The organism is Massilia rhizosphaerae, from assembly GCF_016093545.1.
Classification (GTDB): domain Bacteria; phylum Pseudomonadota; class Gammaproteobacteria; order Burkholderiales; family Burkholderiaceae_D; genus Telluria; species Telluria rhizosphaerae.
In genome coordinates this window covers 89725-116214 of the sequence record NZ_JADKYX010000016.1, presented here as the reverse complement: position 1 = coordinate 116214, position 26490 = coordinate 89725, and the positions used below count along the sequence as shown (strand labels likewise).

The 26490-nt window shown below is 66.9% G+C and carries 31 protein-coding genes; 20 read left to right on the top strand and 11 right to left on the bottom strand.

Annotated elements, in window-relative coordinates; genetic code table 11:
• Window positions 1-76 precede the first annotated feature (76 nt).
• The 6 genes from ISF28_RS21505 (at window position 77) to ISF28_RS21480 (ending at window position 3183) form a co-directional block, all read left to right on the top strand.
• On the top strand, window positions 77-469 hold the full coding sequence (locus ISF28_RS21505) for a DUF4398 domain-containing protein (protein ID WP_229519262.1): 393 nt from the start codon (window positions 77-79) through the stop codon (window positions 467-469).
• A 79-nt stretch (window positions 470-548) separates the two neighbouring features.
• On the top strand, window positions 549-1472 hold the full coding sequence (locus ISF28_RS21500; protein WP_198119225.1) for an OmpA family protein: 924 nt from the start codon (window positions 549-551) through the stop codon (window positions 1470-1472).
• A 32-nt stretch (window positions 1473-1504) separates the two neighbouring features.
• Window positions 1505-2041 (top strand): ferritin-like domain-containing protein, encoded by a 537-nt coding sequence (locus ISF28_RS21495; protein ID WP_198119224.1) that lies wholly within the window; start codon window positions 1505-1507, stop codon window positions 2039-2041.
• Between the two features lie 110 nt (window positions 2042-2151).
• A complete protein-coding gene (locus ISF28_RS21490) occupies window positions 2152-2418 on the top strand; it encodes an ElaB/YgaM/YqjD family protein (protein ID WP_229519274.1) in 267 nt (88 codons plus the stop codon).
• 18 nt (window positions 2419-2436) lie between these two features.
• The gene (locus tag ISF28_RS21485) at window positions 2437-2823 is read left to right on the top strand and encodes a phage holin family protein (protein ID WP_198119222.1); all 387 of its coding nucleotides are present in this window, start codon (window positions 2437-2439) and stop codon (window positions 2821-2823) included.
• A gap of 18 nt (window positions 2824-2841) precedes the next feature.
• Window positions 2842-3183 carry a hypothetical protein gene (locus tag ISF28_RS21480; RefSeq protein WP_198119221.1) on the top strand — a complete coding sequence of 114 codons (342 nt, stop codon included), beginning with the start codon at window positions 2842-2844 and terminating at the stop codon, window positions 3181-3183.
• 328 nt (window positions 3184-3511) lie between these two features.
• Here ISF28_RS21480 and ISF28_RS21475 read toward each other — a convergent pair whose 3' ends face one another.
• Window positions 3512-3988 carry an outer membrane lipoprotein gene (locus tag ISF28_RS21475; protein ID WP_198119220.1) on the bottom strand — a complete coding sequence of 159 codons (477 nt, stop codon included), beginning with the start codon at window positions 3986-3988 and terminating at the stop codon, window positions 3512-3514.
• Window positions 3989-4200: 212 nt separating this feature from the next.
• Here ISF28_RS21475 and ISF28_RS21470 point away from each other — a divergent pair, with 212 nt between their 5' ends.
• From ISF28_RS21470 to ISF28_RS21460, 3 genes are all read left to right on the top strand, one after another.
• Entirely contained in the window at window positions 4201-4749 is a 549-nt protein-coding gene (locus ISF28_RS21470) for a hypothetical protein (protein ID WP_198119219.1), read from the top strand.
• 88 nt (window positions 4750-4837) lie between these two features.
• Window positions 4838-5152, top strand: coding sequence for a BON domain-containing protein (locus ISF28_RS21465; RefSeq protein ID WP_198119218.1), 315 nt, complete (start codon window positions 4838-4840; stop codon window positions 5150-5152).
• 125 nt (window positions 5153-5277) lie between these two features.
• Window positions 5278-6549, top strand: coding sequence for an AI-2E family transporter (locus ISF28_RS21460; RefSeq protein ID WP_198119217.1), 1272 nt, complete (start codon window positions 5278-5280; stop codon window positions 6547-6549).
• Window positions 6550-6556: 7 nt separating this feature from the next.
• Here the strand turns inward: ISF28_RS21460 and ISF28_RS21455 are convergent, their stop codons facing one another.
• Both ISF28_RS21455 and ISF28_RS21450 read right to left on the bottom strand, forming a co-directional pair.
• Window positions 6557-7477, bottom strand: a complete 921-nt coding sequence (locus ISF28_RS21455) for a YihY/virulence factor BrkB family protein (RefSeq protein WP_198119216.1) — start codon at window positions 7475-7477, stop codon at window positions 6557-6559.
• Between the two features lie 91 nt (window positions 7478-7568).
• Complete coding sequence (locus ISF28_RS21450) at window positions 7569-8618, bottom strand: OmpA family protein (protein ID WP_198119215.1); 1050 nt, start codon at window positions 8616-8618, stop codon at window positions 7569-7571.
• A gap of 601 nt (window positions 8619-9219) precedes the next feature.
• Between ISF28_RS21450 and ISF28_RS21445 the strand changes: the two genes are divergently transcribed.
• The 5 genes from ISF28_RS21445 (at window position 9220) to phbB (ending at window position 13177) form a co-directional block, all read left to right on the top strand.
• Window positions 9220-9834: a winged helix-turn-helix domain-containing protein gene (locus ISF28_RS21445; RefSeq protein ID WP_198119214.1), complete on the top strand. Its 615-nt coding sequence runs from the start codon at window positions 9220-9222 to the stop codon at window positions 9832-9834.
• 176 nt (window positions 9835-10010) lie between these two features.
• Window positions 10011-10778: a glutathione peroxidase gene (locus ISF28_RS21440; RefSeq protein WP_198119213.1), complete on the top strand. Its 768-nt coding sequence runs from the start codon at window positions 10011-10013 to the stop codon at window positions 10776-10778.
• A 21-nt stretch (window positions 10779-10799) separates the two neighbouring features.
• Window positions 10800-11666: a M90 family metallopeptidase gene (locus ISF28_RS21435; RefSeq protein WP_198119212.1), complete on the top strand. Its 867-nt coding sequence runs from the start codon at window positions 10800-10802 to the stop codon at window positions 11664-11666.
• 83 nt (window positions 11667-11749) lie between these two features.
• Window positions 11750-12304 (top strand): hypothetical protein, encoded by a 555-nt coding sequence (locus ISF28_RS21430; protein WP_198119211.1) that lies wholly within the window; start codon window positions 11750-11752, stop codon window positions 12302-12304.
• A gap of 126 nt (window positions 12305-12430) precedes the next feature.
• Window positions 12431-13177 carry an acetoacetyl-CoA reductase gene (gene phbB, locus ISF28_RS21425; protein ID WP_198119210.1) on the top strand — a complete coding sequence of 249 codons (747 nt, stop codon included), beginning with the start codon at window positions 12431-12433 and terminating at the stop codon, window positions 13175-13177.
• A 145-nt stretch (window positions 13178-13322) separates the two neighbouring features.
• Here phbB and ISF28_RS21420 read toward each other — a convergent pair whose 3' ends face one another.
• From ISF28_RS21420 to ISF28_RS21385, 8 genes are all read right to left on the bottom strand, one after another.
• On the bottom strand, window positions 13323-13682 hold the full coding sequence (locus ISF28_RS21420; RefSeq protein WP_198119209.1) for a TraR/DksA family transcriptional regulator: 360 nt from the start codon (window positions 13680-13682) through the stop codon (window positions 13323-13325).
• A 156-nt stretch (window positions 13683-13838) separates the two neighbouring features.
• On the bottom strand, window positions 13839-14348 hold the full coding sequence (locus ISF28_RS21415; RefSeq protein WP_229519261.1) for a hypothetical protein: 510 nt from the start codon (window positions 14346-14348) through the stop codon (window positions 13839-13841).
• Between the two features lie 17 nt (window positions 14349-14365).
• Window positions 14366-15217: a hypothetical protein gene (locus tag ISF28_RS21410; RefSeq protein ID WP_198119208.1), complete on the bottom strand. Its 852-nt coding sequence runs from the start codon at window positions 15215-15217 to the stop codon at window positions 14366-14368.
• Window positions 15218-15297: 80 nt separating this feature from the next.
• Window positions 15298-16077 (bottom strand): 2-oxo-tetronate isomerase, encoded by a 780-nt coding sequence (gene otnI, locus ISF28_RS21405; RefSeq protein WP_198119207.1) that lies wholly within the window; start codon window positions 16075-16077, stop codon window positions 15298-15300.
• Window positions 16078-16119: 42 nt separating this feature from the next.
• On the bottom strand, window positions 16120-17406 hold the full coding sequence (locus ISF28_RS21400) for an MFS transporter (protein WP_198119206.1): 1287 nt from the start codon (window positions 17404-17406) through the stop codon (window positions 16120-16122).
• A 62-nt stretch (window positions 17407-17468) separates the two neighbouring features.
• On the bottom strand, window positions 17469-17936 hold the full coding sequence (locus ISF28_RS21395) for a MarR family winged helix-turn-helix transcriptional regulator (RefSeq protein ID WP_198119205.1): 468 nt from the start codon (window positions 17934-17936) through the stop codon (window positions 17469-17471).
• A 327-nt stretch (window positions 17937-18263) separates the two neighbouring features.
• Window positions 18264-19700, bottom strand: coding sequence for a DEAD/DEAH box helicase (locus tag ISF28_RS21390; protein ID WP_198119204.1), 1437 nt, complete (start codon window positions 19698-19700; stop codon window positions 18264-18266).
• 357 nt (window positions 19701-20057) lie between these two features.
• Window positions 20058-20837, bottom strand: a complete 780-nt coding sequence (locus ISF28_RS21385; protein WP_198119275.1) for an inositol monophosphatase family protein — start codon at window positions 20835-20837, stop codon at window positions 20058-20060.
• A 167-nt stretch (window positions 20838-21004) separates the two neighbouring features.
• Here ISF28_RS21385 and ISF28_RS21380 point away from each other — a divergent pair, with 167 nt between their 5' ends.
• The 6 genes from ISF28_RS21380 (at window position 21005) to ISF28_RS21355 (ending at window position 26484) form a co-directional block, all read left to right on the top strand.
• Window positions 21005-21799 carry an RNA methyltransferase gene (locus ISF28_RS21380; RefSeq protein ID WP_198119203.1) on the top strand — a complete coding sequence of 265 codons (795 nt, stop codon included), beginning with the start codon at window positions 21005-21007 and terminating at the stop codon, window positions 21797-21799.
• 296 nt (window positions 21800-22095) lie between these two features.
• The gene (locus ISF28_RS21375) at window positions 22096-22617 is read left to right on the top strand and encodes a twin-arginine translocation signal domain-containing protein (protein WP_198119202.1); all 522 of its coding nucleotides are present in this window, start codon (window positions 22096-22098) and stop codon (window positions 22615-22617) included.
• The gene (locus tag ISF28_RS21370; RefSeq protein WP_198119201.1) at window positions 22614-24242 is read left to right on the top strand and encodes a GMC family oxidoreductase; all 1629 of its coding nucleotides are present in this window, start codon (window positions 22614-22616) and stop codon (window positions 24240-24242) included. The genes ISF28_RS21375 and ISF28_RS21370 overlap by 4 nt, the downstream gene beginning before the upstream one ends.
• A 3-nt stretch (window positions 24243-24245) precedes the next feature.
• Window positions 24246-25163: a lipase family alpha/beta hydrolase gene (locus ISF28_RS21365; protein WP_198119200.1), complete on the top strand. Its 918-nt coding sequence runs from the start codon at window positions 24246-24248 to the stop codon at window positions 25161-25163.
• Window positions 25164-25235: 72 nt separating this feature from the next.
• A complete protein-coding gene (locus ISF28_RS21360; protein ID WP_198119199.1) occupies window positions 25236-25925 on the top strand; it encodes a TetR/AcrR family transcriptional regulator in 690 nt (229 codons plus the stop codon).
• Window positions 25926-25932: 7 nt separating this feature from the next.
• A complete protein-coding gene (locus ISF28_RS21355) occupies window positions 25933-26484 on the top strand; it encodes an LOG family protein (protein ID WP_198119198.1) in 552 nt (183 codons plus the stop codon).
• Window positions 26485-26490: the final 6 nt, after the last annotated feature.

Sequence of the window (26490 nt, the reverse complement as noted above, 5' to 3'; positions counted from 1 at the left end):
GTGCGCCAGCGAACCGATCTCGGCGGGCTGGAGGGTTATAACGTTACCAACACTATTCAAAAACAGGAGTCCCAAGATGGATACGAAATCGATGAACCTGCTGATGCGGGTCGGCGCAGCCGCCGCAGTACTTTCGCTGGCCGCGTGCGCCAGCCCGGAGAAGACTCCGGCCACGGCTGCCGTCGCGGTTTCGCACAATGCCGTCGAGAACGCCGTGTCGGCCGGTGCGCCCGAGCTGGCGCCGGCCGAGATCAACGCCGCGCGCGACAAGATGATGCGCGCCAACCAGGCACTGGCCGCGAAGGATTACAAGACGGCGCGCGAGCTCGCGATCCAGGCCCAGGCCGACGCCAAGCTGGCGCAGAGCAAGGCCAATTCGGCCAAGGCCTCGGCCGCGGCCGACGCGCTCAACGAAGACTTGCGCGTGCTGCGCCAGGAAGTGGACCGCGCCAATTCCGACCAGCATTAAAGGGCAGCATCGCCGCCTCATCCGACGATAAGAACCGCGCCACCCACAAGGAGGCGCCAGACCGCAGAAAGGAAGGATCATGACATCGAATTTCCTGAAAGCTATCGTATTCGCCGGCGCCCTCGCGCTGGCCGCGTGCAGCACCGTTCCGACCACGACGCCCACGCTGGATGAGGCGCGGGCCGATTTCGTCGCGGCCAACAACAATCCGCAGGTCGCGACGTACGCGCCGAACGAATTCAAGCAGGCCGGCGACGCGCTCGACCGCGCCAACCAGGCCGCCGCCCAGCGCGAGAGCCTCGACACGATCGACCGCCTCGCCTACGTCGCCAAGCAGCGCATCGCCACCGCGCAGGAAATGGCGAAATCGAAGGCGGCCGAAGCCGAGATCGCCAAGGCGGGCCGCGAGCGCGACCGCGTGCAGCTGGAGGCCCGCACGGCCGAGGCCGACCGCGCCAAGCGCGACGCCGAAGCCGCCCAGGCGCAAGCCGCCGACGCGCAGGCCCAGGCGCAGGATGCGCAGGCCCAGGCCGCCGCGGCACAGCAGCAGGCCGCCCAGCAGGCCGACCGCGCGGCGCACCTGGAAGCGCTGCTCGCCGACCTGCACGCGCAGAAGACGGACCGCGGCATGGTCGTGACGATCGGCGACGTGCTGTTCGCCACCGACCGCGCGGAACTGAACGCGAACGGCATGGCGAACGTGCGCAAGCTGGCCGAGATCATGTTGCAGAACCCCGACCGCACGGTGATGGTCGAAGGATTTACCGACAGCACGGGCTCCGCGGCCCACAACCGGGACCTGTCCGAGCGGCGCGCCGCGTCCGTGGCCCAGGCCCTGGTCAGCCTCGGCGTGCCGCGCGCGCGCGTCGGCATGCGCGGCTATGGCGAAGCCTTCCCGGTCGCACCGAACGACACGGCCGCCAACCGCCAGCTGAACCGCCGCGTGGAGATCGTGCTGTCGAACGCGGGCGCGACGATCCCGCCGCGGGCGGCGCAGCGCTGAAGCTTGAACCCCACTGAAACGAGGACTGATTCATGGAACAGAACGCATCCAACCTGGCGCACGGCTTCGACATCGCGGAGATCCGCCGCGCCGCCGCCAATCTCGAGGACGGCGCCGTGACGGACGGCTACGCGGCCGACCGCGAGGCCGTCGTCGCCATGCTCAACGCGGCGCTCGCGACGGAGCTGCTGTGCGTGCTGCGCTACAAGCGCCACTACTACACGGTCTGCGGGCCGAACACGGGCCACATCAAGGCCGAATTCCTCGAGCACGCGCAGCAGGAGCAGGACCACGCCGACCGCATCGCCGAACGCATCGTGCAGCTGAACGGCTCGCCGAACTTCAACCCGGCCACGCTGACCCAGCGCAGTCACGCGGAGTACGACGACTCGGACGACGTGCAGGCCATGATCCGCGCCGACCTGATCGCCGAGCGCGTGGCGATCGAATCGTACCGCCAGATGATCCAGGCCATCGGCGACAGCGATCCGACGACGAAGATCATGCTGACCGAAATCCTGGCCGTCGAGGAAGAGCACGCCGACGACATGCGCGACCTGCTGGCCTGAACTTTTACCGACCCACCGATAACAAGGAGCACATCATGCTAGATACCATCAGCCGCGCCAACGGCAGCGCATCGTCCGTCAACGGCGCCGCGAAAGACACGTCCGGCGACATGAAGGCACTCGTCCGGGATGCACAGTCGCTGCTGAGCGCGGCCGCTTCCCTCACGGGCAACAAGGCCGACGAACTGCGCGAACGGGGCATGGAACTGCTCGACCAGGCGCTGGGCAGGGCCGGCAAGTACCAGGATCAAGCCATGGTCAAGGGCAAGGAACTGGCGCATTCGGCCGATGTCTATGTGAAGGACAACCCGTGGCGCACCGTGGCCATGGCGGCCGGTGTCGGCCTGCTGCTGGGTGTCATTCTGGGCCGCAAATAATCACGGTCGGGGGCAGCCATGGATAACAACGAAACCGTCGTGCATAGCCCCGGCCTCTTGGGTGGGATCACGGGCCTGGCAAAAAACCTGTTCGGCCTCGTGGTGTCGCGCTTGGAACTCGCCGCGCTCGAGCTGTCGGAAGTGCGCAACCACGTGATCGAACTCGTGGCCATCTTCGCGATGGCCGTGCTGGCCACGTGGTTCGCGCTGGCCTATGGCACCGCCACGATCGTGGCCCTGGCCTGGGAAGAAATGGGATGGAAGATCCTGCTGGTCATGTTCGTCGTGTTCGCCGTGATCACCCTGATCCTCGTGATGAAGGGACTCGCGATGCTCAAGCAGGGCAAGCTGGCGTTCCCGGAAACCATGAAGGAATTGCGTAACGACCGCGACATGCTCATGTGAGCAGAAAGGATCTCGACCATGGACAAGACGATCGAAGAACGCAAGCGGGCGCTGCTGCGCGACGGCGAGTTCTACCGCGCGGGCGTCGCCCACGCGCGCGCCCAGATCCGGCACGGGGCGCGTCCCGAAGTGATGCTGCATTCCGTCATCGACCACGCGACCTGGGCGCTGCGCACCCGGGCCGACGCGCTGCTCAAGCCGACCGGCACGAGCATCTCCGTGATCGCGCCGTATGCCTTGACCGTGCTGGGGTTCATCCGCAAGCGCCGGCTCGGCAAACCGGCACTGGGCATTGCCGTCATCCTGGGCGCGCTCGGTTGGTATTTGCAGCGCAAACGCGCGCAGCAAGTGGCATACTAGGGACAAGGCGTCGGCGCGCGTGTGAATCGCTGCCGATCGATGCACTGGAGCATTTTCGGATGCCTTGGCGCACGCACGAGGGAACCTCGAAAAACCGTAAGCGAGCGGCCGCAGTTGCGGTTGAGAAGCGCAGCTGTACGAGGAGTACAGCGAGCATCGCAGACCGCAAATGCAACGCGCAGCAGGTTTTTCGAGCTTCCAGGAATATGGTGGGGCTTGAGCGGCGTCGCAATCTTCGATTGGACGCCGTCTTTTTTTGTGAGGCGCACCGCATTAGGAGCAAGAAAAAAAGCCGGCGCGGGCCGGCTTTTTTTCGGGCGCGCGCTGCTCAGTAGCGGTACACGCGACCGTCGACGATGCGCACGCGGTTGCCCACCCGCAGGTCGTACACATTGTCCTGGACGATGGTGCGGTATTCGCCATTGTCGAGGCGGACATTGACTGAATACATTTGCTGGGCTTCCCCATTGCGGTTCGCTTCCACGCGGTTGCCGATGGCCGCGCCCGCCACGCCGCCGGCGACGGTGGCCGCGGTACGGCCGCCACCGCTGCCGACCTGGTTGCCCGCCAGTGCGCCGACGAGGCCGCCGACGATCGCGCCGGCGCCGCTCGTGCGGCCTTCGCCGTTGGTCACCTGGATCGATTCGATCGTGCCGTAGCCCGTCGATGCCGTATTGTCGTAGCCGTTGCTGTAGCCGTTGCTGTAGCCGTTGTTGGCGTAGGAAGGCTGGGACGACTGGCTGGCGCAGCCACCGAGGAGCGCACTGGCCGCGACGAGCGCGGCAAGGGTACGAGTAGCTTTCATGACTTATTCTCCTGGCAAAAATGTAGGGCCAGATTACGCAGTCATGTGTAACGGGTCTGTGCGATGACGCACCCACCTCCCCGCCACGCGGCCGGGCGTGCGTGCGCCTTCATCATCTTTTTTCCTGTGTTCGTCAGCGAACAGAAATCGCCGTTACGGCAGAGTAAAACGTCATCTAGGCGTCAAAAGCGTAGCGACAAGGAGAAGAAGAGATGCGAACACCACACGTCATCCTGTTGTTGGGCGCGGCCCTGTTGTGGGCCGCAGGACATGTCCGCGCGGCGACGCCGGAAGCCAAGCTGGCTTACCAGCAGGCGCGCGATGCGGCGGCGGCCCAGTACAAGACGGCGCGCGCCCGCTGCGACGCCATCACGGGCAATCCGAAAGACGTCTGCGTCCTCGAAGCGAAGGCGGCGCGCGTGCGTACCGAGGAGGAAGCGCGGGCGAAGTACGAAGACACATTGAAGGCCTACACGCGGGCGCGCATGCGCATCGCCGACGCCAACTATGACCTCGACAAGGCGCGCTGCGACGGGCTGACGGGCAACGACAAGGACGTGTGCCGGGAACAGGCCAAGGCCCGTCTCGTCGCCGCGCAGGCGGACGCGAAGGCCGACCGGAAAACCATCGAAGCGCGCAACGAGGCGCGCGAGGACAAGGCGGCCGCCGCGTACCGCGTCGCGCTGGAGAAATGCGACGCGTTCGCCGGCAACGCCAAGGACCAATGCGTCTCGGCCGCGAAGACCGAGTTCGGCAAATAGTCCGGCAAGCAGTTCGACCAATAAGCGGGCCATCCGCACTTCGCTCGGCAAGAGCACAACCAGTACCACCACTCACGAGGAGTTCACCATGAACGTCACCAAACGCATCGCCACCGCCATCTTCACCGCCACCGTCGCCTTCACCGTCGTCGGCTGCTCGTCGACCCCGACCAAGGAAAGCACGGGCGAATACATCGACGACGCCGCCATCACCGCGAAGGTCAAGGCCGCGATCTTCAATGAGCCGACCCTCAAGGCGACCGAGATCAATGTCGAGACCTACAAGGGCGACGTGCAGCTGTCGGGCTTCGTGGCCCAGCCGCAGGACGCGGAGAAGGCCGCCGACGTGGCCCGTGGCGTGAAGGGTGTGGCGTCGGTCAAGAACGACATCCGCGTAAAATAAGGCCATCGGGACGGCCTGCGTGAAGGCCGCCCCGACGGTTGTTCGATCGCCGCGCCATGCGGCATCCGCCGGCCGGCAGGCCGTCCGGCGGATGCCCGGGACCGGCTGTTTTCCAGGCAGGTATCATGCAGCTCGCCCAATCCGGCCCCGCGACATCCGAGGCACCTGATCCCATCGTTCCGGTTGCCGCCGCGGCCGCGGAAGGGGACGAGGCCCGTGATGCCGGCCTCGTGAATCCCACCGGCGCGCCGACGGGCGACGAGCTCGGCGCCATCCACGGCGATCTGCGTCTTCCCGTTCACGTCAACGCGCGCGGCGTCACGCTGGGCGTGATCGCGACGGTCGCTTTCATCTTCGGCCTGCAGTGGGCCAAGAATTTCTTCGTGCCGCTCCTGCTCGGCATCTTCATCGCCTACACCCTGAGTCCCGTCGTGCGCTGGCTGGAACGCTGGCACATCAGGCGCGCCATCGGCGCCACGGCCGTCACCGCCCTGATCCTCGTCGGCATGGCGTTGACGGCGCAGCGGGTGCAGGGCGAATTCCTGAACATCGTCGACGAGCTGCCGAAGCTGACCCACAAGGTCACGCGGATCCTCACGGACGGTTCCGACGGGCCGTCGACGATCCAGCAGGTGCAGGCCGCCGCGGCCGAGCTCGAGCAGGCCGCCGCCAATCCGGGCAGCACGAAGCGGGCGCCGCCGCCACGCCGCATCGCGACGCCGGCCGCGCAGACGCCCGGCGGCAGCAATTTCCGCGTCGTGGACTGGCTGCTGGCCGGGTCCGTCGGGCTCGCCAGCTTCATCTCGCAGGCCACGATGGTCGTGTTTCTCGTGTTCTTCCTGCTGCTGGCGGGCGACACGTTCAAGCGCAAGCTCGTCAAGCTGACGGGGCCGTCGCTGACGCAAAAAAAGGTGACGGTGCACATCCTCGAGGACATCAACACGTCCATCCAGAACTATATGTTCATGCTGCTCGTCACGAACGTGCTGCTGGCCCTGCTGATGTGGGCGGCGCTGCGCGCCATCGGCCTGGAAAACGCCGGCGCGTGGGCCATCTTCGCGGGCGTCGCGCACATCATGCCTTACTTCGGGCCGCTCCTCATCACGTCGGCCACGGGCCTCGTCGCCTTCCTGCAATTCGAATCGCTGCGCATGGTGATCCTCGTGGCGGGCGCGTCGCTGGCGATCGCGACCCTCGTCGGCATGGTCGTCACGACCTGGATGACGGGCAAGATCGCAAAGATGAATCCGGCCGCCGTGTTCGTCAGCCTGCTGTTCTGGGGCTGGCTGTGGGGCATGTGGGGCTTGCTGCTCGGCGTGCCCGTCGTCGTCGTGATCAAGGTCGTGGCCGAGCGCGTGGAGGGGATGGAAGTCATCGCCGAATTGCTCGGCGAATGACGGCCGTTCAGTGCACGGGCGACGGCCGTGCCGACGGCTTCGGTGCGCCGGGGACGTCCTGGTCCTTCAGGCTGCCCATCTGCAGCGCGTACTGGCGGGCGAATTCCGCGCCCAGGAAAAAGATCATCGCCGAGTAATACACCCACAGCAGCAGCGCAATCAGCGAGCCGGCCGCGCCGAAGCTGCTCGCCGTGCCGCTGTTGCCGATGTACAGGCCGATCAGGTATTTGCCCAAGGTGAACATGATGGCCGTGCCGAGCGCGCCGATGGTCACGTCATGCCACGACAGTTTCACGCGAGGCAGCAATTTGTAGATCGCGCCGAACATCACGGCGATGACGAGGAAGCTGACGGCCCACGCCACCCAGCCGAGGACGATCGTGGCCGAATGCCACATGCCTCCGAGGTAGTTTTCCAGCACGGACAGCGCGGCCGACACGACGAGCGTGAACATCAGCAGCAGGCCCAGCGTGAGGATCAGCCCGAACGACAGCAGGCGGGTACGCACGGTATCCCACCAGGTGGCGTCCGCCGGTGGCGGGACGTCCCAGATTTCGTCGAGGCTGTCCTTGAGTTCGGCGAACGCGCTCGTCGCGCCGACGAGCAGCAGGCCCGTGGCGATCATCGTCGCCAGCTTGCCGCTTTCCCTGTTGCGGGCGCCGGCCAGGATCGCCTGGATGGTCGCCGCGCCCTGTTTGCCGACGAGCCCGCGCAGCTCGTCCAGCAACTGGCCCTGGGCGGCGTCGGTGCCGTAGAAAAAGCCGGCGATCGCGATCACGAGCACGAGGATGGGCGCCAGCGAAAACAGCGTGTAGAAGGCGAGGGCGGCGCCCTTGCTCGACGCCCGGTGGCTCAGCCATTCGGTCACGGCGCAGCGCATCACATGGACGACCTGGCGGGAGAACGGAATCCAGTTGGGTACTGCCATCGTGTCACCTCCAGAAGGACGAACGCGCCCGTCAAGGCGCGTTCGAGGGCCTACGCCCGGAGCAGCGGGGCGCGAACCCCGCATCGTCCCATTACTGCACGCGACGCTCGATCGTGATCGGCTCCACTTCCACGCGGCGGTTCGGCGCCAGGCACTCGATCAGCTCCTTGCGCTTCTTCTGGTGGCAGTCGGTGACGACCGGGTTCTGTTCGCCCTTGCCGTAGGCTTTCAGGCGGTTGCCGTCGACGCCCTTGCTGATCAGGTAGTCGCGCACGGCGTTGGCGCGGCGTTCCGACAGCTTCTGGTTGTACTTCTTCGAGCCCAGGCGGTCGGTGTAGCCGGTGATGTCCACGTCCGTGATCGACGGATCGGCCTGCAGCGCGGCGGCGATGTCGTCCAGCTTGGGTTGCGGCATCGAGAGGGTGGCCTTGTCGAAGCCGAACAGTTCGCTGGCCGACAGGGTCACCTTCTCGAAGCGGGCCGGCGGCGGCGGCGGCGGAGCGGGCGGAGCCGGCGGCGGGGTCTCGACGACCGGTGCGGGCGCCGGCGCCGGTGCCGGCGGCGGGGCCGGGCGCGGCGGCGGGTTGAAGGCGTAGTTCAGGCTGACGGTCGCGTACTTGGTGTTGGCGCGCGAGAAGCCGAACTTGTCGTCGTCGCGCAGGTGGGCGCGCACGTCGCGCAGGTCGGCCTGCAGCGACCACTGTTCGTTCATGCTGACCTGGAAGCCGATGCCGGCCTGGTAGTACGGCGACCAGCCGGACGCGTTACGGATCGGATTGCTCTCATGGTCGCGTTCGCCGCCGACGCCGACCAGCAGGTACGGACGGAAGGTCTTACGCGACAGCATCAACAGGGCGTCGACGCCGACGAGGGTCTGGCGGTAGTTGTAGCCATTGTCGTCGACACGGGCCTGGGTGGCGCCGAACTGGATATCCCACAACGGATGCACGGCCTTGCCGAACCGTAAGCCGCCGCCCCAGTCCTTCTTCGAGGTCAGGAAATCGTGATCGGGCTTGATGCCGACCACGGTCGGGGCGATATACCACGACGGATTGATGACCTCGGTGGTGTCCTGGGCCAGGGCCGTTCCGGCGGAGCACAGGATGGCGGCGGCCAGAGCGATCTTCTTCGTATTATTCACAGGTGACTCCCATAAGTTGTAAAAGTACTCGAGGGCACGTCGGCAAACCTGCGACGGTTTGTCGCGGTGCCCTTGACATCGCATGTCCTACAGTGATGTTGATGTCAAGCTTACAAGTCGGCCGTTTTTGGGGTCAGTGCGTTAGCGCACCGAACGGCCGGTTGTTGTGGCGATCTTACAACGTAGTCATTTATGCCATGATTGCGGGTTGTTTCAGAATGTTACGAACTGCGCGGTAGTCGCCGCCTACTGCGTTCAACTTCGCCCTTCGTGCGCGGCTATGCCGTTTCATTACAAGTCCGTCATGTCGGAAGTACCCTGGTCAGGATCGATACCGCTTCGATTTCACGCTGTGCGGCCGGTTCCCGTTGAGTCCTTCGGATTTGTCTCTCATCAATACCGATGCAGGTTTCTCTTGCTTTTGAGGATGAATAACTTCCAGAAATTTTTAGAAATGTTGGATGGCGCACAGACCAGCCGTGATGAGGCAGGCAATCTTGTATCCAGTTAAGCGGAACCGGCGTGTTGTCAGGTGGTCATACACGACACACGGCGGTCCGGGCCATACGAGAACACAGTCCTTTTCACGGAGTAGACCAATATGCATGCAGCGACTCACCACAATGCGGTACAAGGCGAACTCAACGCGGTGCACACTTCCAGCAACTCTGCACTGATCGAACGCGTCCCACCGCAACCGACCGAGCGCGCACCGATTTCGCTCGCGCCGATCGAGCGGGTGCGGTCGACGTCGGCCACGCAGCGCCGTATCGAGAACATGCAAAAGCTGATCGGCGAGCTGCAAACCCACGAGATGCTGGCCGATGAAATCGCATGGTTCCTCAAGTTCTCGCCGTCGGGCGCGCGCAAATACATCCGCGACCTGCGCGAAGCCGGCGTGATCGAACTGGCTCGTTACATCGAGGGCACCGCCACCTACCTGGGCAAGGCCGTCTACCGCATTTCGCCGGACCCGGAGCGCGTCAAGGCCTTCCTGGGCGCCATCTGCCAGCCCAAGCGCGAAGGCGCCGCCCCGCGCAAGGAGCGTCCGGGCCTGCGCGAGCAGAGCATGGCCGGCACCGGCCGCCACTTCCACATCCTGGCCGACGACACCCATTACGCGATCCGCGTCAACCGCAGCCCGGTGACCCGCGATCCCCTCGTCGCCGCACTGTTCGGCCCGCCGCCGAGCCAGGTCGCCAAAGAGCGCGTCTGAGCGCGCTGGCGCACCGTTGTCAACCGACGTGGCCGCCCGAGGCGGTCACCGTCGAAGCGCCACCCCGCCGACCGGCCGGGTGGCGCTGTTTTTTTCAGGTCGTCAATTGAAAAGGCGGCAAGCGCGCTCATATGCCGGGTGCGGCACCCCGGCCGCTGACCCAACGAGGAGAATCCATGCTGCCGAGTGCCGACGCCCTGGAAGGAAAACCGGTGCCCAAGGTCACGTTCAAGGCGCGCCCGAACGACCAGTGGCGCGACGTGACGACCGATGAGCTGTTCAAAGGCAAGACCGTCGTCGTATTCGCCTTGCCGGGCGCGTTCACGCCCACCTGTTCCTCGGCACACCTGCCGCGCTACAACGAGCTGGCGCCCGTCTTCCGCGACAACGGCGTCGACGACATCGTCTGCATCGCCGTCAACGACGCCTTCGTCATGCAGTTGTGGCAGGCCGGCCAGGAGGCGGGCAACATCACGATGATCCCGGACGGGAACGGCGACTTCGCGGAGGGCATGGGCTTGCTCGTCGACAAGCGCGACCTCGGCTTCGGCAAGCGCTCGTGGCGCTATTCGATGCTCGTCAAGGATGGCGTCGTCGCCAAGATCTTCATCGAGCCGGACAAGGGGGGCGATCCGTTCGAAGTGTCGGACGCCGACACCATGCTGCGCTACATCAATCCGGACGCGGCGCCGCCCGAACCCGTCGTGATGTTTTCCAAGCCGGGCTGCCCGTTCTGCGCGCGCGCCAAGGCCGTGCTCAAGGCGAATGGGATCGTGTTTACGGACATCCCGCAGGATGCGAAGATCACGACCAGCGTGCTGCGCGCCGTTTCCGGCGCCGCCACGTGGCCGCAGGTCTTCATCGGCGGCAAACTGATCGGTGACGCGGACGCGGTCGCGGCCTATTTCGCGCCGCCGCCGGCCGCCGCACCTGCGCCGCAATAACACAGCCGTCCGGAGTCTGCGATGGAAGCCGTATTCGTCTGCGCCGCGCTGGCGCTCGCCGTGCTGCTCGCCTGGTTCGTCCCGCGCTGGCGCCTGCGCCGCGTGCTGGCGCGACCGTTGACCGCGTCCCAGCTGCGCATCATCGAACGCAACGTCGCGCAATACCGCGGCATGCCGCAAGACCTGCGCGCGCAGTTGCAGCGCCTCGTCAAGCAGTTCCTGCACGAGAAGACCTTCGTCGGCTGCGCGGGACTCGAGGTGACGGAAGAGATGCGCGTGACGATCGCCGCCCAGGCCTGCCTGCTCCTGCTGAACCGGCCCAGCCGCGTGTACCCGGGCCTGCATGCCGTGCTCGTCTATCCCGGCGCCTTCCTCGTGCCGCGCCGCGAACAGGATGCGGCCGGCGTCGTCACGGAAACGCGCCAGGACCTGCTGGGCGAATCGTGGGGCGACGGCCGCGTCGTGCTGTCGTGGGAACACGTGCGCCGCGCGGGCCTCGCGGCCGAAGGCACGCACAACGTCGTGCTGCACGAATTCGCCCACCAGCTCGACAGCGAATCCGGCAGCAACAACGGCGCGCCTTTCCTCGGCAGTCCGGAACGCTACCGCAGCTGGTCGGAGACGCTGGCGCGCGATTTCGCGCTGCTGCGGCGCGATGCGTACTGGGGCCAGCGCGACGTGCTCGACCCTTACGGCGCGACGAACCCGGCCGAGTTCTTCGCGGTGGCCACGGAAAGCTTCTACGAGCAGCCGCACGCGCTGGCGGCGCGCCATCCGGACCTCTATGCGGAGTTCGAGGCGTATTACCGCGTGGATCCGCGCGCCTGGTTTCCCGAGCCGGAACCGGAACCGGAGCACGACGGCGTGGTCTATGGACAGTGGCGCTAGCGGCTCCCCTGCGTGCGCTCGCGTACAGAGAGCGAGCCCAGCGGGATGCATGATGGCAGTACTTTCGACGCAGGAGGTCATCCATGTCCACGATCATTGCAGGGCACTTCCAGCTTCAGGATGACGTCGAGCGGGCGCGCCGCGCCCTGGTCGACGCCGGATTTTCGAGCGAACGCATCAGCGGCTTCTACCTCAGCCAGCCCGGCCAGCATGACCTGACGCCGATCGGCGGCGACAATATCCACTCGCCCGGCGCGAAGGAATCGCCGACGGGCGTGGCCGAGGGTGCCGGCGCCGGCGCGGCCGTGGGCATCGTCGCGGGCGCCATGACGGCACCCGTCACCGGACCGCTGGGCCCCGTCGTCGGCGGCCTGGTCGGCGCCCACGTGGGCTCGCTGTTCAGCTTTTCCAAGATGAAGGACGCGGGCGAGCGCGAACAGGGCGGCCGCGCGCCGCTGGAAAACCGCCCGGCCGGCATGCTCGTCGCCGTCGCCTTCGACGACCCCGGCCTGGAACAGCGCGCCGTCGACCTGCTGCGCGACCTGGGCGCCCACCATATCGAACGGGCCAAGGGCAATATCGTGGATGGCGACTGGGCCGACTTCGATCCCGCATCCATCCCCGACATCATCCACTGACGACTGCGTCCCGCCCGGATATTTACCCGTTTGCGATTCGTCAAGAACGGCTTTGTCCGTCGCCCTAGACTCGGTGTTTCGTGCTGCGCACCCGGCGCGGCAGGTTGATGACAGGACGATGAAACCATGCACGATAACAAAGTAGCCTTGGTGACTGGAGGGATGGGGGGACTGGGCACGGCGATCTGCCGGCGCCTGCAGGCGGAGGGGTTCCGCGTGGCGGCAACCTACTCACCCGGCAATCGCACGCCTGACGCGTGGCTGGCCGCCCAGAGGGACGAAGGATACCGCTTCACGACGTACCGCGTCGACGTCACCGACTACGGCGATTGCGAATGGATGATGCAGAAACTGCTGGCCGAAATGGGCCGGCTCGACGTCCTGGTCAACAACGCCGGCATCACGCGCGACCGCAGCCTGCGCAAGATGGCGCTCGATGACTGGCAGGCCGTCCTGCGTGCCGACCTCGACAGCGTATTCAACATGAGCAAGCAGGCGATCGAACCGATGATGGCGCAGCGCTGGGGCCGCATCATCAATATCTCGTCCGTCAACGGCCAGCAAGGCGCTTTTGGGCAGACCAATTACTCGGCCGCCAAGGCCGGCATGCACGGCTTCACGAAGGCGCTGGCGCTGGAAATGGCGCGCCACGGCGTGACCGTGAACACCGTCTCGCCCGGCTACCTGCGCACGAAGATGGTCGAGGCCGTGCCCAGCGACGTGATGAACGGCAAGATCCTGCCGCAGATCCCCGTAGGCCGCCTGGGCGAACCGGACGAGATCGCAGGCCTCGTCGCCTACCTGGTTTCGGAAGACGCCGGTTTCATGACGGGCGCCAACCTGGCCATCAACGGCGGTCAACACATGTGTTGAGCCGCCCACGCTGGGCGGCACATGTTGCGCGACGGCGCCGCGGCGCCTGGCCGGTCCGGCTGGTTCGGGGGAGCCGGCACCGGTCTTCCGCGGCGGCGCCGGCAGTGCGGGCGGGACGGCCTGTCGTACGGGCCGTCCGCTCTTTTCACGGGCGCCGCTCGGCCCGCGTCTGGCAATCGATGCACAGGCGCGCTTCCGGCCGGGCCAGCAGGCGCGAGGCGCCGATCGCCTGGCCGCATTCCTCGCAGAATCCATAACTCCCGTCTTCCAGTCGCGCCAGGGCCTGGCGCAGCTGGCGCATCTCGGCCGAGTGGTGGTCGGCCGCTTCGCGCGACAGGTCGTTCAGCAGGCGGACGGTGGCGCGGTCCAGCGGCGACGTTTCGACCTCGTCCACGGGCAGGTCGCCCGCGTCCGGATGCGGGGCCTCGACGCGGGACAGGGCCTCGAGGCGGCGTTCGAGCGTCGTCTTGAGGAGCAGAAGCTGCTCGGGCGTGAGAGGTTCCATGGTCAAGTCGAATCCACGGCAGGGGAGGCGCGAGGCAAGGCGCCGGACTCGACGTGCGGATCGACGATCATGGAGCCCCCCTTCGTGCGTGTCATTGGATGCCGTGCGACGGCAATCCAGTGTAGCGCGGAACGGCGGCGGTGCCTACCGCCGCATTCAGGCCGGAGCGGCGGGGGCGTTGTCGATGGCGACGATGTCGAGCTGGGCCTTGAGGCCGTCGACGGCGGCGAGGATCGGCACGACCTGGCCCGTGCTGGCCGCGGCCGCCAGCCCCAGCAGGCGCGCGACGAGCGTGATGCCGTCGCCGATGCGCGTGATGCGCCGGATCTTGTCGGCGGCGTCCGCGGTCAGCTGCATCAGGTGCTGCTGCGGCTGCCCCAACGATTTCACGATGCACGCCGCAGCCTCCGCATACAGGCGGTCGGCGCGCTGGCGCAGCTCCATTTCCGCGCTCAGCAGGGCGCGCGCGGCCGCCTGCTCCGATTCCGGCACGTCCTGGCCCTGGTGGCGGCGGATGTCGCGCATGATGCGCTCGTGGATGCTGTCCGCGCATGCCGACAGTTGGTCGGCCAGCTCCTCGACCTGGTGCGCCGTCGACAGCGCCTCGGCCGGGCTGGAAGGCGGCGTCGTGTCGCCGTTCGGCGGGGAATTCGTGTCGTTTGCCATGATTGCTCCTCGTGCGCTCAATCGGACAGGGCGTCGCGCAGGTTGGTCAGGTCGCGTGCGTAGACGGCCAGCAACTTGCGTATCTCGTCGTCGTGCAGGTTATTGATGTTTTCGCGCAGTTTCTGGTGGCCCAGGGCGACCTTCGTCAAACCCTGGAGGGCCAGGTTGTAGCGTTTGTCGACCAGCTTGTATTCCGTCGACTTGTTGAGATAGTGGACCTTGGCCAGGGTCACGAGCATGCGGTCCGACGACTTGTTGGAAAAGGGGATTTCGACGTCGAAGATGCCGAGCACGGTCTTCTTTTCGTTCTCGTTGGTCTTGGCGTACAGCCGCGTCAGCGCGATCATCGCTTCCAGCAGGACTTGCACGTCGGCATCGCCGTCGCGCACCATCGTCTCGACGCTGCGGTTCTGGTAGCCGGACGCGATCACCCGCGTCAGCAAGCGCGTCAGGCCCGTGTAGGCGGCGATCTCGCGCCGCTGCAGCCCCGACTCCGCATTGGCCTTGAGGCCCGTGCCGAGGTCGTCGATGCGGTCGGACAGGTCGTAGCGCGTATCGCCCGCCAGTACGCTGAGCGTCTGCATGTACAGTACGACGCTCTTCTGGATGCTGACGAAGTCGTCGTAGACGGCACGCCGGCGCGCATCGTTTTCCTTGGCGATGCGGTCGGCGGCGGGCGACAGATACGGTTGTTCGCGCTCGTAGGTGTCGCGGTAGCGGCGCGACAGTTCGCCGTAGCCGCCCAGGCGGGCCGAGGCGTCGGCGAATTGCCGCACTTCGGCCAGGCTCACCTGGCCGGTAGTGGCACAGCCGCCCAGCATGAGGCTGGCGGCGAGAACGAAAACGTGGAGGCAGCGTCGCAGGTCCATGGGTCCTTTCTGGACGGCAAAAGGCCGGCCGGAAAAGCCCCCATTCTTTCAAACCTGGCGGGTTTTGTTATTGCCAATGATCAATTGCGAAGCCCGTCGAGCCAGCCGAGGCCGGCCACGGTGTCGCCCAGCGGGATGTATTCGCAGCCGATCCAGCCGTCGTAGCCGAGTGCGTCCAATGTGCGGAACAGGAAGGGGAAATTGATCTCGCCGGTGCCCGGTTCGTGCCGGCCCGGCACGTCGGCCAGCTGGATGTGGCGGATCAAGGGCAGGCGTTCGCGCAGGGTGTGGGCGAGGTCGCCCTCCATGCGCTGCATATGGTAGATGTCGTATTGCAGGAACAGGTTCGGGACGGCCGCCTCTTCGATGATGGCGGCGGCTTGCGCGCTGCGGGTCAGGAAATAGCCGGGGATGTCGCGGTCGTTGATCGGCTCGATCAGCAGGTCGATGCCGTGCGGGGCCAGCGCGGCGGCGGCGAAGCGCAGGTTGTCGACGAAGGCCGCGTGCGCGCGCTCGTGCGGCACGTTCGGCGGCAGCTTGCCGGCCAGGCAGTGCAGCCGCTTCACGCCCAGGTCGAGGGCGTATTCCAGCGCCAGCCCGACGGTGTCCTGGAATTCGCCGACGCGGCGCGGGTCGCACGCGAGGCCCCGTTCGCCGGCGGCCCAATCGCCCGCCGGAAAATTATGCAGCGCCAGTTCCAGCTGGTGGCGCTGCAGGCGGCCGGCGATCTGGTCCGCGTCGAAGGCGTACGGAAACAGGAATTCGACGCCGTCGAAGCCGGCCGCGCGCGCGGCGCCGAAACGTTCCAGGAAGCCGACCTCGTTGAACATGAGGCTCAGGTTGGCTGCGAAGCGGGGCATGCGGAGATCCTTTGCGGTCGAATCGGCGAATAGCCCGCTATGCTAAACCATCGTGCGGGCCGGCACATCGCGCAGCGCGCGCATCGGCGTAAACAGCCAGGCCAGCAGCGCGGCACCCGCGAGGCACAGGCCGGCGCCGCCGAACAACGCGGACAGCGCCACGCGGCTCGCGATCCAGCCGGCCAGCGCGGCCGCCAGCGGCGCCAGGCCCATGAAGATGAACATGAACAGGCTCATCGTCCGGCCCAGCAGTTCGCGCGGCACGCGCTGCTGGATCCACGTGAACACGGCGATTTGCACGAACCCGCCCAGCACGCCGATGACGACGTTGATCAGCATGCCCTGCCAGCTGGCGGTGATCGTCCCCAGCGGCACGAGCAGCAGGCCGACGATGCCGTCGATCAGCAGCAAGGTCATCCCGAGATTGCCCGCGCGGCGGCGCCCGGCGATGCCGCTTGCGGCCATGCCCAGCAACGCGCCGGCGCCGTGCGCGCCCATCAGGAGACCCAGCGCGGATGCGCCGTGCAACCGGCTGCTGGCGAGCAGCGGCAGCGCGACCTGCATCACGCCGCCGATCACGCAGGCGCACAGGCCCCAGTAGAGGAAGCAGGTGCGCATCAGCGTGTCGCGCCAGACGGCCGCGAGCCCGTCCGCCACGGCGCGCAGCACCGGTTGCCGCGGCGGCGGCGTGAACGGGTGCGACTCGACCTGCGCCAGCGTCCACGCCGACACGGCAAAGCTGACGCAGTCGAACGCGAACGCGAACGCCAGGCCGTGCATGTGCCGCGGACCGCCGCTGCCGTCGCCGGCCAGCGCGAACAACAGACCCGCCAGCAGCGGCCCGGCCAGCATCGTGACCTGGCGCAGCGCCATCATCATGCCGTTCGCGGCCTGCAGGTGCTGCGGCGCGACGGCATGCGGCAGCATCGATGTGCCGGCCGGGATGCCGAACGCCGATGCGAGCGACAGCCCCAGCGCCAGCGCGAGCACGACGCTCAGGTGGGCGTGGCCCGTGTAGACGAGGGCCGCGAGCACGGCCAGCAGCACGGTGTTGACGTGCTTGGTGAGCATCAGGATGCGCTTGGGCGAATGGCGGTCGACGAGCGCGCCGCCGAACAGGATCAGGATGGCGCGCGGGATGCCCATCAGCGCGACGGCCATCCCGAGCAGGACGGGATCGCCCGTCAGCTTGAGCACGAGCCAGGGCAGGGCGATGAGGGTGAACTGGTCGCCCAGGGCCGAGATGGCGCCGCCGCTCATCAGCCAGGTGAAATTACGGTCGCGCAGCAGGGCGGCGCGGGGCGCGGTCCGGGTCGGTGGTCCGTTCATGTTCGGGTCTCCTTGTCGGTGTGCGGGCGTGAGGCGGCCTGGCCTGCACGCCATGGACAACGTCAGCGTCCGATGCCGGCGATGTGGGCGAGCAGGTCCGACGTCGCCTGCAGTTGCGCGCGCGCCGGACCGCCCAGCATGGCGCGGCTGATGTTGTCGACGACGGTCGTCGCGTTCGTCACGAGTTCGCTGCCCGTCGGCGTGATCAGCGCGTAGCCGACGCGGGCATCGCGCGGGTCGCTCTGGCGCGTCACGAGGCCGATCTTTTCCAACGGCAGCAGCGAACGCGTGACGCCGGACGCCGTCAGGCCCAGCTTGTCGGCCAGGTCGACGCGGCGCAGGCGTCCTCCCGGCGCGCGCTGCAGGTTCAGCAGCAGCTGGTAGTCGGCAAAGCTGACGCCGTGGTGGCCGCCCAGGGCGCTGTCGAGGCGGCGCACGAGCGTCGCCCAGGCGCGCGCGAGGCGCAGGCAGAATTCGGTGGTGAGGGTATCAGGGGTATCAGGAGTATCGGAGGTGTCGGTCGGGGTCATGGCGGTTCCAGGTAGTGGACTATTACTTGATTAGTCAAGTATAGGATTCTTTTTAATGATGCGCAAGTACTTGAGTGCGCAAACATCTCGTTCGCCCACAAAAAAGCCGGGAACGCCGTCCCGGCTCGACAATTCGGGGTCAGACCCCAAATTCGCAATCATTCGGGGTCAGAGCGATTATTCGAACATGATCTTTGAAGCATGTTTCTGGCGCCGACTGGCGGGAATCAGCTTCATTACGTCCGAATTGTTGCGCGTCGGACGTTGATCAAGACTGTGCTCTGACCCCGAATTTCGCTTAAAAAGTGCTCTGACCCCGAATTTGGGTCAGCGGTCGCCGCCCGAGCGGGCTGCGGCAGGACGCGGACCGCGACCCTGGCCGCGGCCGCCACCATTGCCGCCATTGCCGCCGTTGCGGTTGCCGGGCTGGCCGGTGCGTGCGCCGCCGCCGTTACCGCCGCCGTTGCCGCCATTGCGCTGGCCCAGCGTCGCAGCAGCTTGCGGGCGCGCGCCCGCGCCATTGCCCGCTGGGCGGTTGCCGCCCGGGCGGCCACGGCCTGGATGGCCCGGCGCGCCGCTGCGCAGCTGGATCGGCTGCGGCTTCGCCGTCGGATCCGGCTCGAAGCCCGGAATCACGTGACGGGGCAGCGTCTGCTTGATCAGCTTTTCGATGTCCTTCAGCATCTGGTGCTCGTCCACGCAGACGAGCGACACGGCTTCGCCCGTGGCGCCGGCGCGGCCCGTGCGGCCGATGCGGTGGACGTAGTCTTCCGGTACGTTCGGCAAGTCGTAGTTGACCACGTGCGGCAGCTGGTCGATGTCGATGCCGCGCGCCGCGATGTCGGTGGCGACGAGCGCCGTCAGGCTGCCGTCCTTGAACTCGGCCAGCGCCTTGGTGCGCGCCGACTGGCTCTTGTTGCCGTGGATGGCCATCGCGCCGATGCCGTCCTTGCCCAGCTGCTCGACGAGCTTGTTCGCGCCGTGCTTGGTGCGCGTGAACACGAGCACCTGTTTCCAGCCGTTCGACTTGATCAGGTGGGCCAGCATCGGGTGTTTCTTGTCGCGGTCGACCGGGTGGATCTTCTGGGCGATGACTTCCACGGTCGAGTTGCGCGGCGCGACCTCGATCATCGCGGGGTTGTCCAGCAGGCGGTCGGCCAGGGCCTTGATCTCGTCCGAGAACGTGGCCGAGAACAGCAGGTTCTGGCGCTTCGGCGGCAGCACGGCCAGCACCTTGCGGATGTCGTGGATGAAGCCCATGTCCAGCATGCGGTCGGCTTCGTCCAGGATCAGGATCTCGATCTTGTCGAGCTTGATCGTGCCCTGGGACACGTGGTCGAGCAGGCGGCCCGGCGTGGCGACGAGGATGTCCACGCCATTGGCCAGCAGCTTGATCTGCGGATGGATGCCGACGCCGCCGAAGATCACGGCCGAGTTCAGGTTCGTGTACTTGGCATAGGTGCGTACGTTTTCCTCGACCTGGGCCGCGAGTTCGCGGGTGGGTGCCAGCACGAGGGCGCGGATGGCGCGCTTTGACGATTTATTGGCAAGTAGCGAGCCCGCCTTGTCGGTCGACAGGCGGTGCAGGATGGGCAGCGTGAAGCCGGCGGTCTTGCCGGTGCCCGTCTGGGCGCCCGCCAGCAGGTCGCCGCCTTGCATCACGGCCGGAATCGCCTTGGCCTGGATCGGGGTCGGTGCGGTGTAGCCCGCTTCAGTGACTGCGCGCACGATGGCGTCGGACAGACCGAGAGAATTGAATGACATAGTTATCTGGTAGGGATCGGGCCGCCGTTCCTGTGTTGCCGTGGAACGCCAGTCCAGCCGATCGGATTACACAACAGGGCGGCCGGTACTGGAGCCGGGCCGCCGAGACGCGAACAGGAAACGTCAACGATCACGCGACATTATAATTAAAAATGTTTCGCTATGGAAATTTTAGCGCGGCCGTGTCGTTTTTGACAGGACCGGTGGAAGCGGGGACGCGGCACCTCGTGGGTGCCGGGGGCAATCTTGGCAGGCCGACAACGCGGCCTGCGGCGGGAAAGCCGCGCGGCCAGCAAGGCCCGCGGCGTTCCCCGGACTTACACGGGGCGTATTCTACGCGAAACGGCGGGTGGCCGCTCAGGCGAACGGTTTCAGCAAGGCGACCATGCCGGCGAAGACCTTGGGGCCGGCGGCGATGATGTCGCCCTTGTTCAGGTATTCGGACTCGCCGCTGAACTCGCCGACGATGCCGCCCGCTTCCGTCACGAGCAGCGAACCGGCGGCGATGTCCCAGATCTTGAGGTTCTTTTCGAAGTAACCGTCGACGCGGCCGGCCGCCACATTCGCCAGTTCCAGCGCGGCCGAGCCGCTCGAGCGCAGGCCGTGGCAGCGCGGGGCGACAACTTCGTACATACGCAGGTATTCGGCCAGGTCGCGCGGTTCCGCGCCGTGGCCGGAGCCGATCAGGGCCTTGTTGATGCGGTCCGGATTGCGCACGCGGATGCGCTTGTCGTTCAGGTAGGCGCCGGCGCCCTTGGTGGCGGTGAACAGGTCGTTGCGGACCGGATCATAGATGACGGCCTGCGTGATCACGCCGCGCTGTTGCAGCGCGATCGAGATGCAGTAGTTGGGGTAGCCGTGCAGGAAGTTGGTGGTGCCGTCGATCGGATCGATGATCCAGACGAATTCGCTCTCGTCGTTCAGGTTCGCGGTGGCGCCGGATTCCTCGCCCAGGATGGCGTGGTCGGGATAGGCTTTCAGCAGCGTTTCGACGATCGCCTGTTCCGAAGCCTGGTCGACGTCGGTGACGAAGTTGTTGTGGCTCTTTTCGCTGACGGTGATGCGGTCGAGGTCGAAGGATGCGCGGTTGATGACGGTCGCGGCGCGGCGGGCGGCCTTGATGGCCGTGTTGAGCATGGGGTGCATAAGCTATCCGTAAAAAATGCTGACGCCCACCGCGCGCGGGCGCCGTGAACGATCTGAGCGAGAAATAATTAAAGAGCAAAGCGGTGCCGAAGCCGTTAAAATCGCGAACTTCTTGTCCGCATTTCAACGCTCGTCACCGCGCGATGGCGTTATTTTAAATGAACCCGACCGAAACTGTCTCTTCTCTTTTCAAACGTCTACGCTTCGTGCTGGTGGAAACGAGCCGCGCCGGCAACGTCGGCTCGGTGGCGCGCGCGATGAAGACGATGGGATTTTCCGACCTCGTGCTCGTCGCCCCGCGCTGCAACGATCCGCTGTACGATCCCGAGGCCGTCGCCTTCGCCAGCGGCGCCGTCGACGTGCTGCAGGGCGCGCGCGTCGTCGACTCGATCGGCGAGGCGCTCGACGGCTGCAATTTCGCGGCGGCCGTGTCGGCGCGGCTGCGCGAGTTCTCGCCGCCCGTGTGGAGCCCGCGCGCATTTTCCGCGCATGCGGCGGAGAAGGAGGACCTGCGTCCCGCGCTCATCCTCGGCAACGAGCGCTTCGGCCTGCCGAACCAGATCGTCGAGCAGTGCAATGTGCTGATCAACATCCCGGCCAATCCGGACTATTCGTCGCTGAACCTGTCCCAGGCCGCGCAGGTGCTCGCGTACGAGTGCCGGGTCGCGGCGCAAGGGGATCATCCTCAACTGAGTCGCACGCAGGAAAGCATCGGCTTCCACGGCGAGGCCGCGAGCGTGGCGCAAATCGAGGGCATGTACGCCCACCTGGAAGAAGCGCTGGTGGCGATCGGCTTCCTGAACGCCGACAACCCGAAAAAGCTGATGCCGCGCCTGAAACGCCTGTTCGCGCGCACGCAACTGGAGACGGAAGAAGTCAACATCCTGCGCGGCATCGCCCGCCAGATGCTGAAAGCCGCCCCGGCCAACGACGCCGACGCCGGCCACGACTAAAAAATTCGGGGTCAGAGCACAAATTCGGGGTCAGAGCACTTTTTTGATCAAGTTCTTTGCCTCATGTTTCGACATCCACGCTCGATGCGCGTGGCCTGAATGCACATGCCGGCACCGCTGAGCGGCACGTGCCGCTTATCCATCGAGACATTGTTCACAAAAGGGCTCTGACCCCGAATTGTCGAATAAATATGCTCTGACCCCGAATTTAAGCTAGATGCGGTGCTCTATTTTGGGGCGGTCGCGGGGTGGGGTGTTTCGCTTACACTTTGAGAAATACTGATAAAAGGGTAGGCATGGAGACAACCCGCAGAACCTTCCTCAAGGCCGGCCTGCTGTCGGCCGCATTGCTGGCCGCGGGCGGCGGCTGGTATCGCGTCACGCATCCGGCGCCGCCGCGCGGTTTCGTGCTCGACGGCGAGGCGCGCGCCGCGCTCGATGCCATCGTCCCCGCGATTCTCTCCGGCGCATTGCCAGACGCCCCGGCGGACAAGGCCCGTGCCGTCGCCGCGACCACCACGCGCGTCGACCAGACCATCCTCGGCCTGCCGCTCGCCGCCCAGCAGGAAGTGCAGGATCTGTTCGGCCTGCTCGCGCTGGCCCCGGCGCGGCGCCTGTTGACGGGCATCGCGCACGGCTGGGCCGACGCGCAGGATGCGGACGTCGCGGCCTTCCTGCAGGACTGGCGGGTGCACCGCCTCGCCTTGCTGCGCACGGCCTACGCGGCGCTGCACGACCTCGTGCTGGGCGCCTGGTACAGCGAGCCCGCGCACTGGGACGCGATCGGGTATCCGGGACCGCCGAAGGAGCTGCTGTGAGCAACGAATCCGTGATTCCCGACCCGATCCGGGCCGGCCTGGCGCGCGGCTGGAAAGTGATCGACGGCGCGCGCGAGACCGCCGACTGCGACCTGTCCGCCGACGTGGTCGTCGTCGGCAGCGGCGCGGGCGGCGGCGTGACGGCGGAGATCCTCGCGCTGTCCGGCCTGTCCGTCATCGTCGTCGAAGAGGGCGCCCTGAAATCGTCGCGCGATTTCCGCATGCGCGAAGCTGACGCCTATCCCGCGCTGTACCAGGAATCGGCCGCGCGCAAGACGCGCGACAAGGCCATCAACATCCTGCAAGGCCGCACGGTCGGGGGCTCGACGACGGTGAACTGGACGTCGAGCTTCCGCACGCCGCCCGCGACGCTCGCGTTCTGGCAGCGCCACTTCGGCCTCGCGACCTACGACGAAGCCACGTTGGCGCCGTGGTTCGCGCTGATGGAGGCGCGGCTGCACGTGTCCGACTGGCCCGGCGCACCGAACGAGAACAACGACGTGCTGCGGCGCGGCGCGGCCAAACTCGGCATCCCGACGGGCCTCATCCGCCGCAACGTCAACGGCTGCTGGAACCTGGGCTATTGCGGCATGGGCTGTCCGACGAACGCGAAGCAGTCGATGCTCGTAACGACGATCCCGTCCGCGCTGGACCACGGCGCCACGCTCGTCACGCGCGCCCGCGCCGAACGCCTCGTGGTCAAGGGCGACAAGGCCGACGGTCTCGAATGCACGCTGCTCGACGCCAACGGCTTGCATGCGACCGGCCGCGTGCTGCGCGTGCGCGCCCGCCACTACGTGCTGGCCGGCGGCGCCATCAACACGCCGGCGCTGCTGCTGCGCTCGAACACGCCCGACCCGAGCGGGCAGCTGGGCAAGCGCACGTTCCTGCATCCGACGCTCGTGTCGGCCGCGCTGTTCCCGCAGCGCGTGGACGGTTACGCGGGCGCGCCGCAGACCGTCTATTCGGACCACTTCATGCACACGCAGCCCATCGACGGCCCGCTCGGCTTCAAGCTGGAAGCGCCGCCGCTGCACCCGGTGCTGCTGGCCACGACCATGCAGGGCTTCGGCCGCGAGCACGCGGAGATGATGCGCCGCTTCCCGCATCTGCAGGGCATGCTGGCGCTGCTGCGCGACGGCTTTCATCCCGAATCGCAGGGCGGCACGGTGGGCTTGAACGGCGAGGGCGCACCCGTGCTCGATTACCCGATCAACGATCCGGTCTGGGACGGCGCCCGCCGCGCGCTGCTGACGATGGCGGAGATCCAGTTCGCGGCCGGCGCCGACGGCGTGCAGGTGGCGCACGAACGGGCGCCGCGCTACGCCAGCTGGCGTGACGCGCAGGCGGGCATCGCCGCGCTGCCGTTCGCGCCGCAGCTGACGCGCGTCGTGTCGGCCCACGTGATGGGCGGCTGCGCGATGGCGGGCGCGGACCACCCCGGCGTGACGGGGCCGGACGGCCGCTACCGGGGTCTCGTAAACGTCTCCGTGCACGACGGCTCGCTGTTCCCGACGTCGATCGGCGCCAATCCCCAGCTGTCGATCTACGGCATCACGGCGCGCCTGGCCAGCGACCTCGCGCAGGCGCTCACGGGACGGCCGGCCGCGCGGCCGCAGGCGTAAACCATGAAGCCGGCCAGCGCCCGCACGCTGCTGCGCCTCGTGCTGGTCGTGCAACTGGCCGCCGCGCTGCTGGTCGCGTGGGCGCTGCTGCGCCGCGGCGTGCCGGCGTGGGCGGCGGTTCTGGCCGGCGCCGGTGCCGTGGCGCTGGTCCGCCTCGTCATCAACATGAACAATTTCGTGATGGCGGCGCGGGCCGCCAGCGCGACGCCGCCCGCGTACCGGATCGGCGCGGCCGCGCGCCTGCGCATGCTGGCCGAGGAGTTCTGCGCCAGCATGCTGGTGACGTCGTGGCACGTGCCGCGCAGCCGCGCGCGCATGACGGTGCATGCGGACGGCGCGCGCGTGCCCGTGCTGCTCGTGCACGGCTACGGTTGTAACAGCGGCTACTGGGCGCACCTGGAGCCGCTGCTGGACCGCGCGCGCATCAGCCATGCCAGCATCGACCTGGAACCGGTCGCCGCCGGCATCGACGATTACGCGCCGCTGATCGAGGCGCGCGCGCGCGAGCTATGCGCGGCGACGGGCGCCGCGCGCATCGCCATCGTCGCGCACAGCATGGGCGGACTGGCCGCGCGCGCGTGGATGCGCGCCTACGGGCACGCACGCGTGGCGCGCCTGATCACGCTCGGCACGCCGCACCACGGCACGGCCCTGGCGCGTTTCGGCCCGGGCGCCAACGCCGCCCAGATGCGCCGCGACAGCCCCTGGCTGCGCGCGCTGGCCGCCAGTGAAACGCCGGACGTGCGCGTGCGGATCGTCTCCCTGTACACGCACCACGACAATATCGTCGCGCCCCAGGATTCGAGCGAACTGCCGGGCGTGCGCAACGTCGCGTTCGGCGGCGTGGGCCACGTGGCGCTGGGCAGCAACCCGCGCGTGCTGGCCGAGGTGTTGCGCGTCTTGCGCGAACTGCAGGCCTGACGGAGCGGCCGCGGTGGCCGCGGCGTCCGGTCGATGATATCCTTGCAGGTGAGTCCACCCATATTTGTTTCCATGCAACAGAAAGCCCCGCGCCGAACCCGCGAACGCATCCTCGAGCTGTCGCTGCGGCTGTTCAACGAATTCGGCGAGCCGAACATCACCACGACCGTGATCGCCGACGAGATGAACATCTCGCCGGGGAACCTGTATTACCACTTCCGCAACAAGGACGACATCGTGAATTCGATCTTCGTCCAGTTCGAGGCGGAGATCGAGCGCATGCTGACCGTGCCGGCCGGCCGCCGCTCGAACATGGAAGACGTGTGGCTGTACCTGCACCTCATGTTCGAGTTGATCTGGAAGTACCGGTTCTTCTATCGTGACCTGAACGACCTCCTGTCGCGCAACCGCAAGCTGGAACTGCATTTCAAGGCGATCCTCGCCCACAAGATCAAGGTCGCGCGCCAGTTGTGCGACGGGCTGCGCAGCGAAGGCTCGCTCGAGGCGAGCGATGCCCAGATCGGCGGCATGGCCACGAACATGGTGGTCGTCGCCACGTACTGGCTGTCGTACGAATACGTGCGCAATCCGCGCAAGTACAGCGAGCAGCAGGCCATCGCCGACGCGCTGGCGCGCGGCTGCTACCAGGTGCTGTCGATGCTCGGCCCCTATCTGCGCGGCGAGACGCTCGCGCTGTTCCAGCGCCTGTCCGACGACGCCCTCGCCAAGCTGCCGCCGGAAACGCGCCAGGATCAACCGTAAGGACCCCATGAAATCCATCGCCGTCTACTGCGGTGCCTCGCTGGGCGCCGATCCCGCGTATGCCGACGCCGCGCGCGACCTGGCGCGCGCCCTCGTCGAACACAACATCGGCCTCGTCTACGGCGGCGGCAAGGTGGGCCTGATGGGCGTGATCGCCGACGAAGTGCTGCGCCTCGGCGGCGACGCGACGGGCGTGATCCCCAAGCACCTCGTCGAGCGCGAAGTCGGCCACGCCGGCCTCACGCGGCTGTTCGTCGTGAAGGACATGCACGAACGGAAGGCGATGATGTCCGACCTGGCCGACGGTTTCATCGCCATGCCGGGCGGGATGGGCACGCTGGAAGAGCTGTTCGAGATGGTCACGTGGGCCCAGCTGGGCATCCACGCCAAGCCGATCGGCCTGTTCAACGTGAACGGTTTCTACGACGGCCTGGCGGCCTTCATCGACCACCTCGTCGCGGCGGGCTTCGTGCGTCCCGCGCACGCCGAACTGATGATGCGCGACGCCGATCCGGACGCGCTGATCCGCCGCCTGCGCGGCGCGGCGCCGGCCGCCTAGCCAGGC